Annotated in this window: 14 protein-coding genes; 7 read left to right on the top strand and 7 right to left on the bottom strand. The window is 52.1% G+C overall.

All coding sequences use genetic code 11. The features are described 5' to 3' along the window. Positions 1 to 35 precede the first annotated feature (35 nt). From IE065_RS14605 to IE065_RS14590, 4 genes are read left to right on the top strand one after another with little or no spacing between them, the layout of a single operon-like run. Complete coding sequence (locus tag IE065_RS14605) at positions 36 to 1,004, top strand: serine/threonine-protein kinase (protein WP_189516409.1); 969 nt, start codon at positions 36 to 38, stop codon at positions 1,002 to 1,004. A 57-nt stretch (positions 1,005 to 1,061) separates the two neighbouring features. Then, positions 1,062 to 2,519: an RNA polymerase factor sigma-54 gene (gene rpoN / locus IE065_RS14600; protein WP_189516407.1), complete on the top strand. Its 1,458-nt coding sequence runs from the start codon at positions 1,062 to 1,064 to the stop codon at positions 2,517 to 2,519. An 18-nt stretch (positions 2,520 to 2,537) separates the two neighbouring features. Beyond that, complete coding sequence (locus IE065_RS14595) at positions 2,538 to 3,458, top strand: glycosyltransferase family A protein (RefSeq protein WP_189516405.1); 921 nt, start codon at positions 2,538 to 2,540, stop codon at positions 3,456 to 3,458. A gap of 46 nt (positions 3,459 to 3,504) precedes the next feature. Next, a complete protein-coding gene (locus IE065_RS14590) occupies positions 3,505 to 4,536 on the top strand; it encodes a hypothetical protein (RefSeq protein ID WP_189516403.1) in 1,032 nt (343 codons plus the stop codon). Between the two features lie 2 nt (positions 4,537 to 4,538). Here IE065_RS14590 and hemG read toward each other — a convergent pair whose 3' ends face one another. The 3 genes from hemG to IE065_RS14575 are packed head-to-tail and all read right to left on the bottom strand — an operon-like array spanning position 4,539 to position 8,114. After that, positions 4,539 to 5,897 (bottom strand): protoporphyrinogen oxidase, encoded by a 1,359-nt coding sequence (hemG, locus tag IE065_RS14585; protein ID WP_189516401.1) that lies wholly within the window; start codon positions 5,895 to 5,897, stop codon positions 4,539 to 4,541. After that, a complete protein-coding gene (locus tag IE065_RS14580; protein ID WP_189516399.1) occupies positions 5,894 to 6,352 on the bottom strand; it encodes a DUF695 domain-containing protein in 459 nt (152 codons plus the stop codon). The genes hemG and IE065_RS14580 overlap by 4 nt, the downstream gene beginning before the upstream one ends. Positions 6,353 to 6,374: 22 nt before the next feature. Continuing rightward, positions 6,375 to 8,114, bottom strand: a complete 1,740-nt coding sequence (locus IE065_RS14575; RefSeq protein ID WP_189516397.1) for a hypothetical protein — start codon at positions 8,112 to 8,114, stop codon at positions 6,375 to 6,377. A gap of 103 nt (positions 8,115 to 8,217) precedes the next feature. Between IE065_RS14575 and IE065_RS14570 the strand changes: the two genes are divergently transcribed. Together IE065_RS14570 and IE065_RS14565 are read left to right on the top strand one after the other, a co-directional pair. Continuing rightward, the gene (locus IE065_RS14570; RefSeq protein ID WP_200163247.1) at positions 8,218 to 9,207 is read left to right on the top strand and encodes an undecaprenyl-diphosphate phosphatase; all 990 of its coding nucleotides are present in this window, start codon (positions 8,218 to 8,220) and stop codon (positions 9,205 to 9,207) included. A 3-nt stretch (positions 9,208 to 9,210) separates the two neighbouring features. Further along, a complete protein-coding gene (locus tag IE065_RS14565; protein ID WP_189516395.1) occupies positions 9,211 to 10,116 on the top strand; it encodes a bile acid:sodium symporter family protein in 906 nt (301 codons plus the stop codon). 8 nt (positions 10,117 to 10,124) lie between these two features. Here IE065_RS14565 and IE065_RS14560 read toward each other — a convergent pair whose 3' ends face one another. Then, on the bottom strand, positions 10,125 to 11,612 hold the full coding sequence (locus tag IE065_RS14560; protein ID WP_194500047.1) for a hypothetical protein: 1,488 nt from the start codon (positions 11,610 to 11,612) through the stop codon (positions 10,125 to 10,127). Positions 11,613 to 11,825: 213 nt separating this feature from the next. Here IE065_RS14560 and IE065_RS14555 point away from each other — a divergent pair, with 213 nt between their 5' ends. Beyond that, positions 11,826 to 14,267 (top strand): PAS domain S-box protein, encoded by a 2,442-nt coding sequence (locus tag IE065_RS14555; protein ID WP_189516392.1) that lies wholly within the window; start codon positions 11,826 to 11,828, stop codon positions 14,265 to 14,267. Between the two features lie 91 nt (positions 14,268 to 14,358). Here IE065_RS14555 and IE065_RS14550 read toward each other — a convergent pair whose 3' ends face one another. From IE065_RS14550 to IE065_RS14540, 3 genes are all read right to left on the bottom strand, one after another. Continuing rightward, the gene (locus IE065_RS14550) at positions 14,359 to 14,982 is read right to left on the bottom strand and encodes a PEP-CTERM sorting domain-containing protein (RefSeq protein WP_189516390.1); all 624 of its coding nucleotides are present in this window, start codon (positions 14,980 to 14,982) and stop codon (positions 14,359 to 14,361) included. Positions 14,983 to 15,381: 399 nt separating this feature from the next. Beyond that, entirely contained in the window at positions 15,382 to 16,692 is a 1,311-nt protein-coding gene (eno, locus tag IE065_RS14545) for a phosphopyruvate hydratase (RefSeq protein WP_189516388.1), read from the bottom strand. A gap of 267 nt (positions 16,693 to 16,959) precedes the next feature. After that, complete coding sequence (locus IE065_RS14540) at positions 16,960 to 17,478, bottom strand: cell wall hydrolase (RefSeq protein WP_189516385.1); 519 nt, start codon at positions 17,476 to 17,478, stop codon at positions 16,960 to 16,962. Between the last annotated feature and the right edge of the window lie 179 nt (positions 17,479 to 17,657).

The raw sequence follows: 17,657 nt of genomic DNA, 5'->3' as shown, positions 1-17,657 counted from the left end.
TTGATCGTTACGCCTAGAAGTTTATCTTGCGAACAGTGGAACGTTTAAAACACCTCTTCAACGAGATACACTACGAACTGGTGCGCAAGATCGCCGAAGGCGGCATGGGTGTCGTCTATGAAGGCCGGCAACACGGCAGCGACGAGTTTTGTAAAGTGGTTGCGATTAAATTGATTCGTGAAGAATTCTCAGTCTTCGACGAATTTCGCAGCAATTTCATCGGCGAAGCGCGTCTGGTGGCGGACTTAATCCACACGAACATTGTCCAGACCTACCATCTAGGTGCTTTGGGTGATCAATATTTTATGGTGATGGAGTATGTGAACGGCCTCAATACCGAGGAGTTCATCAATCATCACATCGAAACGAACCAGTTGATCCCGGTCGACTTGGCTGTATTTATCGTCTCTCGTGTGGCACGTGGCCTAGCTTACGCGCATCAAAAGCGTGACGTGCATGGCCGTCCCCTCGGGATTGTCCACCGCGACGTAGGGCCGAAAAACATCATGCTCGCCTACGAAGGTGACGTGAAGCTGACTGACTTCGGTATCGCTAAAGCCTTGGATCTCATGTATAATGAGGAAGGCGAAGTCATTGCAGGAAAGGACGAATACCTCTCTCCTGAACAAGCCCGCAAAGAGGTCACTGACGCTCGGGCAGACATTTTCCCTTGTGGAATCGTCCTCTCGGAGCTGTTACTCGGCTACAATATTTTTGAGGGTGAAGACTCGGACACCACTCGCGAGCGCATTCTGACTTTGGAGCTGCCAGATTTCCGCCGCATGCGCGACGGCGTCGATGACAAGCTCAACGACATTCTCTACCGAACTCTGGCCCGTGAGCGTGAAGATCGCTACCAATCTGCCACCGAGTTACTGACCGCACTGGAAGTTTATCTTTATAGTGATGGATACGGACCGACCAACGAAAAACTCGCACTCTATGTGCAAGATCTTTTCGGGCCAGATGGTGACGGCGCAGCCCTACGTCACGCCCAACGCTAACAGTTTACATCTACCGCCCACTTACCCCGATCGTGAGCGACTTTCTATCAGTTTCATATGGCACATCAGGGACTTCAACAGGTACAGAAACAGGCGCAGACATTAGTATTAGCGCCACAGCTGCGTCAGTCCCTTAAAATCCTCCAAGCGGCAACTCTCGAGCTTCGCAATTCCATTTTAGAAGAATTGCAGCAAAATCCAACGCTCGAAGAACTGCCTATCGAAGGCATTAGCTTGGAGCAAGAGACCTCGGAGGCCAATCAAGAAGCCACCGACAACGACAACGTCAGCAATGACGAAATGCAACTGAGCGAAGAGGACTACTCCAAGCTTAGCCAGCTCGACGAGGATTACCGGGAATACTACACCCAAGAGGCGTCGAATTCAGTTTACACCAGCGAGGACGCCCAGCGTCGCCAACACTTTTTTGACTCGCTCGTCAGTGAAACATCACTACAGGAGCATCTGATTCGCCAGGCCGATTTGTGTGACATGACGCCCACGATGAAAGAAGGCGTAGACTATCTAATCGGTAGCCTTGACGATCGCGGTTTTCTGACGACTACGCTCTCCGACGCCGCATTGATGACGCGTCTCCCACTCCAAGACATGCAGGCCGCCTCGGATCTGCTCAAGACTTTGGACCCCCCTGGCATCGGCACAAAAGATCTTCAAGATTGCCTCCTCACTCAGCTAGAGTTGATGGAGCGCGAGGACACGCTGGCGGCAGAAATCATTCGCGATCATTACGAGTTGCTACTCCGACACCGGATTCCTGATATTGCCCGTAAAGCAGGCGCTTCAGTTGACGAGATTCAGTTCGCTATTGAAGAAATTGCCGCGCTTGATCCCGCCCCAGGCAGTAAGTTCAGTGATGATAACAACCGTGTTGTCGTGCCCGACGTCACCGTCGAAAAACAGGATGATACTTGGGTCATCATTCTGAACAACGACTACATCCCTCGCCTACGCATCAGCCCAGCCTACAAGGAGATGATTGCCACTGGAAAAATCGTCGGCAAAGACAAAGAATATATCCGCGAAAAAATCCGTGCTGGCCGGTTCCTGATGAACTCGATCGAACAGCGCCAGCAGACCATTGAGCGCATCACCGAAGAAATCCTTAAATACCAACTGGAATTCTTCGAGCATGGCGTCTCAAAACTGCGTCCGCTGACCATGAATCAGATTGCACAGACAGTTGGCGTGCATGAAACCACTGTGAGCCGCGCGATCGCCAACAAGTTCATTGAAACGCCACACGGCGTCTTTGAGTTCAAATATTTCTTCACTCCTGGCTATCAAGGTAAAAACGGCCAATCCGTTTCCAATAAAAGCATCAAGGATCGCATCGCGCATATCATTGGTGATGAAAATCCCGCCAAGCCGCTCAGCGATCAGGAAGTCGTGAAAATCCTGGCTGAAGAAGACGTAAAAATTGCCCGGCGCACAGTGGCGAAATACCGCGAAGAGCTCGGCATTTTGCCAACCAATTTGCGGCGGCGCTTCCATTAGGCATAAACGCATTCCGTCATGCCTTGGACGTCGATCATCATCCCCACGCACCAACGTCCGATCCTGTTGAAACGTGCGATCGTTTCCGTGTTACGACAAGACTTGTCAGACTGGGAAATAATCGTTGTCAGCGACGGCCCTTGTCCGGATAGCCAAGAAGTCATCGCTCAATTCGGCGATGTGAGAATACGCTACCGAGAAACCTCTGTATTGAACAATGGCAATCACTCACGCAACGTTGGCGTACAGGAGGCGCGTGGAGAATGGGTCTCGTTCCTTGACGACGACGACGAATGGCTCCCTCATAAATTAAGCACCTGCCGCTCGCACGCCAAAGCAAATAATTATCGAGGCATCCTAGCTCATCAGGTTATCCGCCGTTCCACGAGAGGAGAAGAAGTGATGCCGCGGCGTGAACCCGATCTCGGCGAAGCCTATCCTGACTATACATTTCGGCGACGAAGTTTGGTCCACGGCGAAGGCCTCCTCCTAACCTCTTCACTTTCTGGCCCCAAAGACATCTGGCGCAAGATTCCCTGGGGCTCTCGCAGAGTTGTCCTTCATGATTGTGACTGGCTCTGCCGAGCCACTGTAGGCATGAAAACACCCTGGCGCGTAATAATGGAACCACTGAGCATCTGGCATTTTGATGATGATCGACCGCGGATTTCCAATCAAAAGAATTCTTGGAAAACCTATTACTTGTGGGCGCGGCGACAACGACATTTGTTCTCACCAGAAGCTTACGCCGCCTGTTTGCTTACGGTCGTGGCCAACGAAGCAGCCCGGACGCACGCCTATGATGCACTGTTATACATTTTACGTGAAGCAATACGAAATGGCCGCCCTGGTTTACGCGATTTAACCGTATTTACTCAGATTGCTTGTCTGCCCGAAAGCCTGCGTCAACAAATCCGACGCGCTTGGCTTCCACACTAAAATCGCGCTGGCCAATTCTGACATTACCAGTCTAACATCAAAAGCCATGCAGGTTATATCAAAGCGTAAGAAGCACTATAACATCAACGCAGACCTGCACTCTTACCTCAAGCAATACGGACGGGAAATTGACCTGCCGATTCTTTACAAAGGCCTTACGACTCCCTACGAGTCCTTTCCTTTACTCAACAGTGATGGTGAAGATACCCTCTGGCGAACCTTCATCTATGAGCCGACGATTTTCGTCGAAATCAACGAGGCACTGACCCGCATTTATGCACTGCTCCAGATCGCAGGCACCGAGAGTATTGAACACCTGCGTGTCGACCGCGTCGACTTCTGTTCGTTCGGTAATTCGCTCCCCTTCCGCATCCGAATTATCAACCAATATAACGACAACTACGACTACTTTTACGTGAAGCGCGCCGACGCATCGCGCATCTACGGACTTGAGCTTGAGGAGCTACTCTCGCCATCAAGCATCAATTACTTGGTCTATCAAGACACCCTCATTGAGGAGCACATTGTCGGCGTTCCGGGTGATCAGTTCATCCGTGATTACATTAACCGTGACAGCCTTAATCGCGTCCGTGTTGCCAAGGAATTCATCAAGTTCAATGAGCGCTGCTTCACCCGCTTGCTCGGCGATATGCGATCATATAATTACGTCGTCGGCATCACGCCAGACTTCGACAACGAACAATATCGCGTACGACCAATCGACTTCGATCAGCAAAGCTATGAGGGTAAGCACAAGATCTACCTACCACAATTCTTTAAGGACAACTTGCCCGTGGTAAAGCTCTGCACAGGCCTGCTCAACCACGAAACAATCCAGCAGTATCAGATCGAGGAACGAGCGTTGATGGCTCGCCGCGCCAACACGATTCCCTATCGCCTCAGCAACTTGCGTGTCTGCATGGGCGAAGACGAAATATCAACGCCAGAAAAAACCGAACAGCTCAAAGAAGAGCTTGCAGAATTTCATGACTTCAGGGGATTCCTTGACTGCAACACTATGGGCGAGCTGGTTTTCCGCCACATCGATTTGCTGCTGTTCGAGCAAGATGTCGGATAGAATTACCCCAGTGGCTCCACTGCCTCCGCTGCATTTATGATGCACTGGCCGACAGAAATTCCACCACGATAATTTCCCAATAGATGCAGGCCAGGAAACGCATTTTCTGTGGCTGCAATTTGGTCAAGGAAATCGCTGTAGCCAACATTGTATTGCGGGATCGCACGCGGCCAAACGGTGACCTCTGCGAACTCTGGTTTGCCCGTCGCACCAAGAAGGTGGTTCACCTCGTGAACGGCGATTTCCTGAATTTCTTCGGGTGCCTTCTGGGCAATTTCGGGCTGCCGGGCACCACCGAGAAAGACCGTTAGCAGCACCTTACCGTCAGGCGCACGACCAGTGAACAACGATGAGGAAAATAGCATGCCTAACGCAGCGCGGTCCTCCATCTCGGGAATCAGCCCACCAAAACCATCCAACGGATGCGCGACCTTCGAGCGATCAAAGCCCAAAGCGACTGAGGCCACCGGCGGATATTCGATCTCTGTTAGCAACGACAGCGATTCAGTTACCTTGTCCGGTAAAGGCAGATCAGCCAGCGCGAAGGATGGAATCGTCAAATATAACTCATCGGTGACATCTGTTTGCTCGACGCCTGTGGCATTACGCCAAGTCACCGACCAGCGACTATCGATTTGCTCAATTGAAAGTACTTCCGCCGATAAATTCAGTGCCGGACCAAGTTTGGCTGCAATCGCATCGGGCAGCGCCTGTAGGCCATCTCGAAACGACAGCGAATAGGGCTTAAATGTCTCGCCACGGGCATGCTTTGCGCGGCGTTTTTTAATCATACCTATGATAACAGAACCAGAATCGTTCTCAGCCTCCGCCAGCATTGGAAAAGCATGCTGAGCAGAGAGTTTACGCGGATCTCCTGCATAGATCCCCCCCACGAAGGGGTTCACGGCGTAGTCCAACACTTCCGGCCCAAAATGGCGCTCCACGAAGCTCGCCAAGCTCTCTTCAAGGAGCCCACTTGGCTTCTTAGCGAATAATTCACCAACTAGACGAAACTTCGCACCAGTAGAAAAAAGCGGCGTGGAAATAATCCCCCCCCCCCCCATCGGAGCGACAACAAACTCGTCATCCTTTAAAATATAACGCTTCTTCGCTGACTCAGTGGGTTTGAGCATTTGCGGACCAAGCCCGAGACCACGTAGAAAGGATTCCAACGCCGGACTTGTGACTAAAAGTGAGTTTGGCCCTGCCTCCGCAAGGTAGCCATCACGACGCAACGTACGGATTGCCCCCCCCCCCTGCGCGGATTTCTCCAGCACGCGCACCGATTTACCTGCGCGCTGAAGTGCCCAACCGAGCGTAAGTCCAGTGATGCCCCCACCTATGACAATTGCGCTTTTCATTGATCGTAGTCGAAGAAAAATGTCACCCGTTCCCAATCAGGGTCTTCCTGGATTTCATATTGAATCGGCCGATGCTGCTGCTCGGCAAGCTTTTCCAATCGCGCATCCACCGCTTCAGGCTCATCAACATAGAAGTTGTATTCGCGCACACCATTCCAAGAAGTATTCCCAATATAATGCCCAGTTCCAGCCTTACGCACCGCCGCCAGTACTGAGTCTTCCAGCGACTCCAATGTGCGAATCTCTTTAGGCGTCGGTAAACCGAGAAGCGCATCGTTGGACTGATAGCCGACAGCAATCCTGACATGATAAGGAAACTCGTCAGCTTCGGCGTATCCCTTGAGCGCCGTGTTCACGATCATCACAGTAGGCAAACCGTCCATTTCACCTTCACGGCGTGCAGGGACAGGCTCAGGGAAGCGAGCAGTGCGTTTTGTAGGGCTAGGTCGGGACACGATATCTAAATTAGGAAGCCGACTACTTAGCCGGTTCAGGTTTGGGTGATGCTTGCGGGCGCTCGCCGCCCATCGTCTTCATTTCCATCTCAGATTGCTTAATTTGGCGACTAACTTCCGAAAGCTGCACAATCGTACTCACCGGCACGGCGAATTCGTAGACACCCTGGCCGTCACCCAAACGAAGGCTACTGGTGATCGGAGCAAGATCGCTTGCCATCAACTGCTTCAATGCTTGCCGCGCAAACTCGCTTTCGTGATCAAATCCTTGCGCAAAGATTTCAACTGCAGAACCGACATCGATTTCTGAGCCAATGGCTTGCCCATTTGCCAGCTGAATGCGTGATGCGATGTTATCGGCAACAGGTTTTTCCTCGGTCAAATTGTTGGCCAGTGTCTCCAGAACATCGAGCTTAGTTGATGAAAGCACATTGCCCATAACGACGGAAAAAAATGTCTGCTCCGTCCTTATATACTCTTCCTCGTTCGTAGGATCAAGTTGCCCCACCAGCGGAGAACCTATTTTGGACTGAATTTCGTTAACGGGGCTATTCTGAACTTCGGCGACATCCGCTTTAATCACCATTTCCATAGCTTCTTGCGGATACCCCATCGCCTTGCACTGCTGTAGCAAATACGGCATGAGTTCCTCATAATAGAAGCGCATTGACTCAACCACGACCGCGTTATCCAACTCGCTGGACATCGCAGATGTAGCGACAACGTTTTCGTCTGAAAAAGCGATGGAACCGACATGCGAGTCCCCCATTTTTGAGATAAGGGTACGGTTAACTTCACCCGCTTTCGTCAGCCACTTACGCCCCTCTTCAGTAACGACCTCCATGGCTCGGCTTTCTAAAACCTCATAATATTTCAAGATCTCATGATGATCGACATTGGACACATAGGAGACCATGGATCGCGCTACATAGTTGGCAATCGGAGTCGGGCCACCCGCCTTGGCTGACAGTAACGAATACTCTGGCGCACCTTCAATCGCTTGCACTGAAAATCCCATAGCGACCTCATCAGGCGTAATATTCAGACCGATACCTGCCCACTCGATATTCTCACCGATAGTTGCGAGGAATTCGACAAACAACTGCTTATGCAGGAGAGCTGGGTCCTTCACGGAACCACCGTTGAGCACGTGGTCATCCGCAATGGTTTCCTTAATGTTCTGCACCCATTTTGACATCATTTCCGGCCCGACAAAAACGCGTGCATTGATATCAAAACCTTTCATTTCGTCGGATAAGTGCGCCAAAGCGTCAAGGTCCTGAACATATTCAAACGATGCTGCATCGTTTGAAAAAAGCGTCCAACCGTCTCGATCCACTGCGACCAGTCCGGGTGAAAGGAAACCAAACATCGAGTTGCCGCCTTTAGATTTCATCGTGAGCGCTTTGCGCATCGCGGCCTTCTCACTCATCTTGGTAAGGATTACGTAAGGCGTGGGGTCGCCTTTGGCTGCGTGGAAAAAAAACATTGTCGGCCCCTGAGTTTCCGAGACACCAGCAAAGTTAGGGTAGCCATAAGCACCTAATAGCATCATCGGCCACATTTCCGTTTGCTGTCCGGGCATAACTTGGCGTGTCAGCCCCATTAATTCATTCGAAAGCGCCTTTACTGGGGGGAATTTGATCGCCGCTAGCACCTTCGGAGACTCATCCGCACGGGCACCCATCGCGACACTGAGAAACAAGAAGGCGATTAGAAACAAACGCCGCCAATAATTTTTTCTCGATAGGTGGGAAAACATGATGGCTGTCTAGACATACGCATGCGACGTGACAAACACTTTGTTATCAGGGCAGACCATGCTTTACACTACTCGCGCCTTAGGCCAGATGTAAACATTCCCTATGAATAAAGCCCTCTTATTTATTTTGGCTCTCCTGCTTTCTGCCTCACTTTACGGTGAGACGGAGGCGGAAGTCCAAGCCCCTGAGATGATGCCCAAGAGCGAGATTTCCTACATCGATGCTCTGATTCTGGGGCTCGTCGAAGGGATTACCGAATATCTCCCCATTTCCTCAACCGGTCACCTGCTCATCACCAACGATTTGCTCGGGTTGAATACTCAAACCGTGCTGACTGATAATCTTGGCCAGCCGATACTCCGAGACGACAGCGAACCGCTGACACTGGAAAATGTCGCCAACGCCTACGCCATTATTATCCAGTTCGGCGCAATTATGGCTGTGGTGCTACTCTATTGGAGTCGTCTGATCGATATGCTCCGAGGTGTGCTCGGCCAAAGTCGAACGGGGCTACTGCTAACCCGAAACCTCTTTACTGCTTTTCTACCCGCAGCCTTTATTGGCTTGTTGCTGGACGACTGGATCGAGCAAAAGCTATTCCACACCATCCCCATTGTCATCGCGCTTATTGCTGGGGCTATCCTAATGCTCGCAGTAGAAGCACGCCGCTCTCGGCGTCCCAAAGCGATGGAAGACGCCTCCCCCGACTTGCACGAGTTAACACTCAAGCAATCGCTAACGGTGGGCTTCCTGCAATGCATCGCCATGTGGCCTGGTACAAGTCGCTCGATGATGACCATTGTCGGCGGCTATGTGATTGGATTAACCCCCAAGCGCGCAGCGGAATTCAGTTTTTTGCTTGGGTTAATCACCCTGACCGCCGCATCCGCCTACAAAGCGTTAACCATGGGGCCGGTGATGCTCAAAGCACTTTCTCCCGGCCCAGCCCTATTTGGTATCATCGTTGCTTGGGCATCCGCAATGCTGGCGGTCAAATGGCTCGTCGCCTATTTGTCCAAACACGGTTTAGCTCTTTTTGCTTGGTATCGTATCGTGCTGGCCGTCGCGGTCCTCATCTACCTCTACACCTGATTCATGCTGCAATACCTCTTCCTGCCCTTGGCGATCGCAGCATCGGCACTGGCTCTGTGGGAGCCCGACTTATTCATCTGGGCCAAAGGCTACATAGCCTGGCTACTCGGCTTGGTCATGTTCGGAATGGGTGTCACCCTAACCCCCGTCGACTTCAAGCGAGTTTGGGATCACAAGCGACTAATCGGCATAGGTGTGGTCGCTCAGTTTACTGTTATGCCGCTATTGGCATGGCTGATCAGCAAGGCTTTTAAACTACCCGATGAAGCACTCGTGGGGATGGTGCTAGTCGGCGCTTGCCCGGGTGGAACAGCCTCGAATGTCGTCACCTATCTAGCTCGTGGCAACGTCGCCTTGTCTGTTTCATTAACAACATGCTCAACCCTACTGGCCCCCTTACTCACCCCACTCTTAGTCGAACTGCTAGCCAGTGCTGCGATTGAGGTGCCCGCTACCAGCATGTTTATCAACATCCTTAAAGTTGTGCTCGCCCCGATCATTCTCGGGCTCATTGTCCGGCATTTTCTGGGAGGACGAAGTAAGCCCATATTGAAAATATTCCCATGGGTTGCGATGCTCTCAATTGTATTCATCATCGCAATTGTCATGGGCCTCAACCAGAAGAACGTCCTTAATTTTCCTGCGGCAATAATCGGCGCAGTCATATTGCATAATCTGCTTGGCTTGGCGATGGGCTATGGCGCTGGCTGGTTAGCGGGAGCGCAGGAAGACGAACGACGCACGCTTGCAATCGAAGTAGGCATGCAGAATTCCGGTCTCGCCGTTCAATTGGGACAACAGTTCTTCACGGGACTTGCGGCGCTACCCGGAGCCTTATTCAGCCTGTGGCACAACCTCTCTGGCGTCGCCTTGGCATCCTGGTGGAACCGCCGTGAGGCAAAAGGCTGAGGGGGGGGTCACCTGCTAGGCGTCGTGACAGGTGCAAGCTTACTGGGATCAAGCTTAACTGGATTGCCATAGGAAACATCATCCTTCACCTCGACGCTCTTTTGCTTGCCCGCCTGAGACACCCGATTCGACTGATAGGTCAAAACCGGACCGCTGATCATCAATGCGCCAGTACTCGGCTTGGTGCCCTCCACGTATAAAAGGCTATCCCACTCCAGTGGCGCTTGCATGGTTGGATCAGTCGCAAAAGTCTCATAGCGCCAGCCCATCCAATCGATCACCCGCGCTCTAGGCTGAAATACTTTTCCGGTGGCGTCTTTCCAGCGGACGGAAACACGATTGCCCGAACGGTCACCGTTAATCCAGAACCCCACCGACGCAGGCATTTGGGCGATTGGAACTGACTGGAGATTGATGGGAACGACCCGCAACGAAGATCCCGGCTGCTCAAATTGATAAGCGAGAATGATTGTTTCATCTCCCCAGGGGGCACCTTGAGTGGGTTGTCCAGCGCGCAAATCAGCAAAGGCACTACCGTTTGTAACGAGTTGCCAAGCTACCGGTGCCTTGTCTGGTCCAGGTCTGAGACCAGGTACATTCATAAACTGCATTGCCGCGGTGCGCGTGAGTTCAACATCTTGCCGTGGATTGCCTACCGGCTGAGTTATAGTGATCTGAACCGGTTGCGGCAGTGGCAATTCGATACCCAGTGGAATTTCCATCTGCTTGATAGTTTCCTTAGGCCCCATTTCAACAGGAAATTCGAATGGAGGTTTCGTGTTACCCACAAGTCGCATAGCCATGCGCCCAGAAAATGGATCAGCCGTTGGATTAAGGATATCAACAGTCAATTTCCCCGGCAAATCGGCGCGCAAATCAACGATTATTGGATTTTCCATTTCGATGGTCACCGTTTGGAAAATACCCGAGGCTCCAACATTGATGCGCATAGGCTCAAACGAACGACCGACATTCACCTGTTTGCTAACCACGTGACGGGCCCCTGGCTTTACTGCCACACTATTTTCGCCAGGAATAGCCAGAATGAGTGGTTTTTGCATCGGGTTGACGAATTCACAGTCCAAATCAATGACCTGTGGACCGCGGATGCTCAGCTTCGGGGCAACAGTTTGAGCAAGCGCAGCCACTTGCAGGATGGCATTCTCACCCTGTGGCACGTAAATCGCAGGCTCTTTGACCAAAACCAAGCCAATATTAAAATTCTGTACAAATAGTGTGCTCAACGGCTGCCCATTAGTGTTAAACACCGTAAAGTTCGTTGGGCTGGCGGGGATGTCGACCGTTTTAGGTTCGCCGGTGGTCCATGTCACCAAGGCAGTATCACGACCATTGATGAAAAGCAGTACATGATCATCCTCAGTGGGCCCTGCAAGACGCTTACTAAATTGATAACCGGGTAGTACATTGGCAACGCCCTGCCCCACTAGTTCCTCCGGACTTTGTGCCAGGAGCGAGCTGGCAAGCATCACAGCCATGAACATGGCCAATAAGTTTCGGTATCGATTGAAAATCATCATATGGCAGTGGGAAATATCGGTTAAGTCAAATGTAGCGGTATTGGCTTGTCGATGGATTAAGTAAACTCCCAATGGACATTGGTCCGATAAATGCGTACAAAGTGAATGCTGGACAGATCGCAGTATCCTTACTTATATACAATATTCGTTCCTCATATTCACCCCTAGACCATGGAACCTCGTCCGCAAAAAGTTCCCAGCCCCTCGTCCGATTCAATCTCTCCCCTTTTAGCACAATCCCACAAGCACATTCCGGAAAGCGAAGCCAGTTTCCGGGCGGCATTTGACGCTAGCGGCATCGGTATGGCTATTTGCACAAAGGATGGGCGCTGGGTTCGAGTCAACGAATCACTATGCCGCATTGTTGGCTATCAACGGGAAAAGTTGTTGGGCCTCACATTCCTTGAAATAACGCATCCAGATGACATTGAAATGAGTCTGGCGCATCTTCAGGACATTACGTCTTCAGGGAAAAAAGAATACCGCATCGAGAAGCGTTATATCCACGCCAAAGGCCACGCAATTTGGGTTAATCTAACCGTTTCTGCTGTCCACGACGCCAAAGGAAAATTATTATTTTTTGTCTCCCAGATCGAAGACGTCACCGAGAATCGTCGGCTTGAACGCGAGCTAAAAACCGTTAATGAGCGTCTGGCGCTGGCAACGCGCGCGGGCGGCGTCGGCGTCTGGGACTGGGATGTACTGAATGACCGACTGACTTGGGACGAACAAATGTTTGCTCTCTATGGCACCCCCCCCGTTCAACTAAACGGCATTGAATCCATTCGCCAATGGATTCACCCAGATGACGTCTCGGACTACTTCAAGAAACTCCAAGAGACTCTAGAAGGCGGGGAGCTCTTGAACATTCTCTTCCGTGTATTGAAGCCCGATGGTAGCGAAGGACACTTACGGGCATTTGCAACCGTGGAGCGCAACGCCAAGGGCAAGCCTGTCCGCATGGTAGGCACTAACTGGGACATTTCAGATGCAGTCAAGCAGAAGCAAAACCTCCAATCCCTAGCCGAGCAGGCGAAGCAAGCGAGCCTAGCCAAAAGCCAATTCTTGGCCAATGTCAGCCATGAAATACGCACACCGCTCAACGGTGTTATTGGCATGACTCACCTCCTGCTCGACACTCCAGGCCTTCCTGAACAACACCGCGAAACTGCAGACCTCATACTCTCCAGCAGCGAATCACTCATGTTGTTGATCAATCAGATCCTCGATTTCGCCAAAGCAGAATCTGGCAAGCTCGAGCTGGACGTCCATCGTTTTAACGTGCGTGCTGTGATGCGCCAATTGAGCTCTCCACTATCAATTCGGGCGGAAAAAGCTGGCATCGCCTTCTCGAGTAACGTCGACAAGAAGACCCCCCAACGTCTCCGCGGCGACTCCGGAAAGCTCAAGCAGATCATCCACAATTTGGCCGACAACGCCATCAAGTTCACCAAGGAAGGCAAAATCGAACTCTCCGTCAGGGTGCTGGAAGAAACTCGCTCCGACGTCTGGCTTCGCTTTTCGATTCGTGACACAGGCATTGGCATCGAACCCAGTGTTCAAAAACGGCTTTTCAGCGCCTTCATGCAGGCAGACGCCTCCACCACCCGACTCTACGGCGGCACCGGGCTGGGCTTGGCGATATCCAAGGAAATCGTCGAGCTTATGGGCGGCAAGATCGGCATCAACAGCGAACCCGGAAAGGGCTCGGAATTTTGGTTCACCGCACAATTTGAGAAGGCTCCCGAAACCTCATCTGGCTTCCCTGAGCCTTTTTCACCAATCAACGTCAAAAAAGCCGCCCAAGCCAAATCCGCCAAAGACGAACTCAAAGAGCGCGTACGCCGGCGATCCGCCCATGTCCTGTTAGCCGATGATAATCGCGTCAACCAGCTCGTAGCCTGTGGCATGCTCGACCGCCTCGGGGTCACCGTCGACACCGCCGCTAACGGGCTGGAGGCCATTGAATACTTTCGCCAAAACAACTACGACCTCGTCTTCATGGACATTCAAATGCCCGTCGTCGATGGTCTAGAAGCTGCCCTCGCCATGCGAGAATGGGAAGCCGAGCACCAGCTCCCGATCACCCCGGTCATTGCAATGACTGCCCATGCCCGTGCAGAAGATCGCCGCGCCTGCATGGCCGCTGGCATGAACGAATGCATCGTCAAACCACTATCACCTGACAATGTCGCCGAAGTTGTCGACCGCTGCCTCGGTACTCCACAGGAATCGGTCGAAGCTAGAGCCACCCGCACAGCGGCATTGCTTGATTTCACTGCGCTAACTAAACGGCTGGGCGATGATCAAGCGCTCATCCGGGAAGTGCTGGCCATGTCGACCGAAGACTTGAAGCAGATCCATAGCAACTACCTAGAAGCCGTTGCAAAGAATGATCCAGCGCTTGCTGCCCGCCACCTGCACACGCTCATCGGGGTGTCGGCCAGCGCCAGCTTCTGTCGTTTTTCCGCCGCCGCAACCTGTCTGGAGAAGTATTTAGTCGAGCAAAAGGCGTTTATGCCCGCCGATCAGGCCCCCAATCTTGAGCACATCCTTCGCGAGTCCCTCACCGCCGCCGTATCCTACCTCGCCAGCGCCGATGTAACGGAGTGAGAGCGAGGGCGTGGCTCGTGCCAATTAAAACCGCACGAAAAAGCCCGCGATTTTGTCCATCGCGGGCTTCGTTGAAAGTATTGGCCGTCGATTACTTGGTAGCAGCGACTTTTTTGCGACGAGCGCGGACGAAGACGAATGCAGCCAGGCCAATTAGGCCAGCACCAGCAATGTAAGTGGAGGGTTCAGGGATTACTGCTGCACCCGTAACGTTGATCGTAACGGTATCAGAGATAGGGCCATTCGAGAAGGTGTTGACCACGGTTGTACCTGGGGTGAGGCGCAAAGATGCGAAATCTCTACCCACCGCTACCGCCGAACCATTGAAGGGATCGCCCGAGATATAGCCAGCCGGAACGGCAATACTAGGAACATATTGTAAGCCGAAATTGTTTCCGGTAACACTGCTCCAAATGCCAACAATAGGTGAACCTGACCCACCAAAGGTTAACGGTTGTGTATTTAGTAAATAATTATCTTTGTTGGCTCCTGGAATGGAAATGTAGCCTGCCGCTGTAAAATTTGGGGCCAAATAATTACCAGAAGGGAGGCTTCTATCAAACCCCAGAGTGGCATTCAAATTGAATGAGCCAGAAAAGGTGACGGTGGTGTCACCGCCGGATTCCGTGAAGTTGATGAGGAGCGCCCCTTGGGCGGACGAAGCGTAAAGGCCCGTTAGGAGCGCGGCTGTTGTTAAAAATGTCTGTAGTTTCATTATAGCATAGTATGGTTTTAAGCATCGATTGCATGCAGTGCTCCCAGCGGCGAATCCGCTGGTAACGATAGCAAGACAACAGAATAAGGAATAGACCTCAACAACTATAGTGAATTATTATAAACTTTCATAGGGTAATCGATCCATAAAAAGCCCAACCGACGAATAACTCCGCCAACACACTAACCCTTCAACCACCACGCACAGCGGCGTGAGCGGGACTTAGGGCTCAATTTGTAAGAGGCAATTTAGTCCGCTGGATTCGAATGCAGTTGGTGCCCCCCCCTCTCGGGTGTTGGGCACAAAAAACCGGCACCCTGCATTAGGGCACCGGTTTGAAATGCTTACGATTTCGTTCGCTTGCGGCCAATGCCGCCTCTCTATCCAACCGAAGCTGGATTAGAGCTTGCCGCCGAAGATCGCGGTGTCGCCGAGTTCTTCCTCGATGCGGAGGAGCTGGTTGTACTTGGCGATACGGTCGGAGCGGCTGAGCGAGCCGGTCTTGATCTGTCCGCAATTGGTGGCCACAGCGATGTCGGCAATGGTCGTATCTTCGGTCTCACCGGAACGGTGGGAGAGAACGCTGGTGTAGCCAGCTTCCTTGGCCATCTCGACGGCGTCGAGAGTCTCGGTGAGCGAGCCGATTTGGTTGACCTTGACGAGAATCGAATTGGCGACACCGAGGTCGATACCCTTCTTGAGGAACTGCGTGTTGGTGACGAAGAGGTCATCGCCGACGAGCTGAGTGGTGTCACCAAGGGCGTCGGTGAGCTTCTTCCAGCCATCCCAGTCGTTTTCATCGCAACCGTCCTCAATGGAGCGGATAGGATACTTCTTGGCGAGATCGGCGTAGAAAGCAACGATTTCGTCGGAGTTCAACTCAGCGCCAGAAGACTTCTTGAAGACATATTTCTTCTTTTTCTTGTCGTAGAATTCGGATGCTGCGACGTCTAGAGCGAAGACGATATCCTTACCGAGCTTGAAACCAGCGTTCTTGATGGCCTTGGCAATGGCATCCATGGCTGCTTCGGTGGACTCAATATTGGGGGCAAAGCCGCCTTCGTCACCGACGGCGGTGGAGAAGCCCATGTCCTTAAGCACCTTCTTGAGCGCATGGAAGGTTTCGGCACCGTAGCGGAGAGCTTCGCGGAAGGTCGGCGCGCCGATCGGCATGATCATGAATTCCTGGAAGTCGATCGGAGCATCGGAGTGCGCCCCGCCATTCATGATGTTCATCATGGGCATGGGGAGGACCTTAGCGTTTGGTCCACCGACATACTTATAAAGTGGGAGTCCTAGGGCCTCAGCGGCAGCCTTGGCAGTCGCCAGCGAAACACCGAGAATGGCGTTGGCTCCGAGATTTTTCTTATTCGCGGTGCCGTCGAGCGTGAGCATGGCCTGGTCGATACCGACTTGGTCACAGGCGTCCATGCCTTCGAGTTCAGATGCGATGAGCGTGTTGACGTTCGTGACGGCCTTGATGACGCCCTTACCGAGGTAACGACCCTTGCGGTCGAATCCCTTGGGGAAGTCCTTGGCTGCCAGTGAGCCGTCGCGCATTTCAAGCGCTTCGTGCTCGCCAGTGGAGGCACCGCTAGGAACAGCTGCGCGTCCAATGACGCCGCTGTCGAGCTCGACATCAACCTCAACGGTTGGATTGCCGCGCGAATCAATAATTTCACGTGCGTGGATATCTACGATGGTAGTCATGGTCTGCAAAGCTGATAGTGCTGCGACAGCCTGAGTCAATGGCATTCGCGCCGTTCCGTGCTGTAAGCGTATTTTCTCTCGCTGTATTGCCTCTACTAATGAGTTTGCGGAGAAATCCGACACCTCTAAGGTGCCTAGTTAGCAGAAACCGCCCTGTATAGAGGCCAGATAGTGAAATGGAGCGCCGTCGCAGGGCAGGTGGTAATTGACTGGATTACGCATACCTAACTAACGCAAAAATGCCCGACGACGGCGCAAAATGAAAAATCATTCAATGCGGGCAACAAGTGACGTACTCATTTGTCCACTTCGATAAAAATTGTGCAGACCAATTTTCCGAGTCGGCTCCATTGAAACAGACCAGTATGGCTTCTCGGCACCTTTGTCGGCATGGTAGTGGTCGGCACCATCTGTGATGTCGTCTAGTTCGCCCGCCTCAAGACGCTGGACCAGCGCATATGCCTCGCTGAAAAGCGGATCTTGGGTGGCACGCTCAATGATCGGGCCGTAGTCGGGATTCGTCGAGGCAGTGGCGCTGTTGAGCGCCGAAAATTGCTTAGGACGCGACACCACCCCCATCACGCGGGTCATATCGCCGCCAGCACGGTTGTTAATGACGTTTAAGACCGCTTGCATGCCCTCTGTGCCTTCGGAGGCGGCTTCAAGCACTAAACAGGACGCTACAACCAATCGCTCATAGTGGGTAAGCTCTACCTTTGCCGCCTCGGTCCTTACGGCCAGCAGCACTAGTAAAGCACATCCAGAAATTCGCAATAAGCTATGCATTATCGTTTTACGTAAAAAGTTAGTAACAATCGCACCGCGCAATAAGGAGATAAGCCTAATTATTGTAAAGCCCATTCACTATATACACCAACTAGTGACTTATAAATAGTTGGTAATTAGATAGTAATATACCAATAAAGTTATTAACAATTCAATGTGAACAACTAAAAAGACGTGAA

This window comes from Cerasicoccus arenae, from assembly GCF_014651635.1.
In the GTDB taxonomy this organism is placed as follows: domain Bacteria; phylum Verrucomicrobiota; class Verrucomicrobiia; order Opitutales; family Cerasicoccaceae; genus Cerasicoccus; species Cerasicoccus arenae.
Note: the sequence above shows the minus strand (reverse complement) of the source record. Positions and strands in the feature narration are given on the sequence as shown.

Bases quoted from the DNA above. Each gene is read 5' to 3' on its own strand.
- hemG (WP_189516401.1), bottom strand. From the start codon at position 5,897: ATGAAAAGCGCAATTGTCATAGGTGGGGGCATCACTGGACTTACGCTC.
- IE065_RS14560 (WP_194500047.1), bottom strand. From the start codon at position 11,612: ATGGCTGTGATGCTTGCCAGCTCGCTCCTGGCACAAAGTCCGGAGGAA.
- IE065_RS14555 (WP_189516392.1), top strand. From the start codon at position 11,826: ATGGAACCTCGTCCGCAAAAAGTTCCCAGCCCCTCGTCCGATTCAATC.
- IE065_RS14595 (WP_189516405.1), top strand. From the start codon at position 2,538: ATGCCTTGGACGTCGATCATCATCCCCACGCACCAACGTCCGATCCTG.
- IE065_RS14575 (WP_189516397.1), bottom strand. From the start codon at position 8,114: ATGTTTTCCCACCTATCGAGAAAAAATTATTGGCGGCGTTTGTTTCTA.
- IE065_RS14590 (WP_189516403.1), top strand. From the start codon at position 3,505: ATGCAGGTTATATCAAAGCGTAAGAAGCACTATAACATCAACGCAGAC.
- IE065_RS14570 (WP_200163247.1), top strand. From the start codon at position 8,218: ATGAATAAAGCCCTCTTATTTATTTTGGCTCTCCTGCTTTCTGCCTCA.
- IE065_RS14540 (WP_189516385.1), bottom strand. From the start codon at position 17,478: ATGCATAGCTTATTGCGAATTTCTGGATGTGCTTTACTAGTGCTGCTG.
- eno (WP_189516388.1), bottom strand. From the start codon at position 16,692: ATGACTACCATCGTAGATATCCACGCACGTGAAATTATTGATTCGCGC.
- IE065_RS14550 (WP_189516390.1), bottom strand. From the start codon at position 14,982: ATGAAACTACAGACATTTTTAACAACAGCCGCGCTCCTAACGGGCCTT.
- IE065_RS14565 (WP_189516395.1), top strand. From the start codon at position 9,211: ATGCTGCAATACCTCTTCCTGCCCTTGGCGATCGCAGCATCGGCACTG.
- rpoN (WP_189516407.1), top strand. From the start codon at position 1,062: ATGGCACATCAGGGACTTCAACAGGTACAGAAACAGGCGCAGACATTA.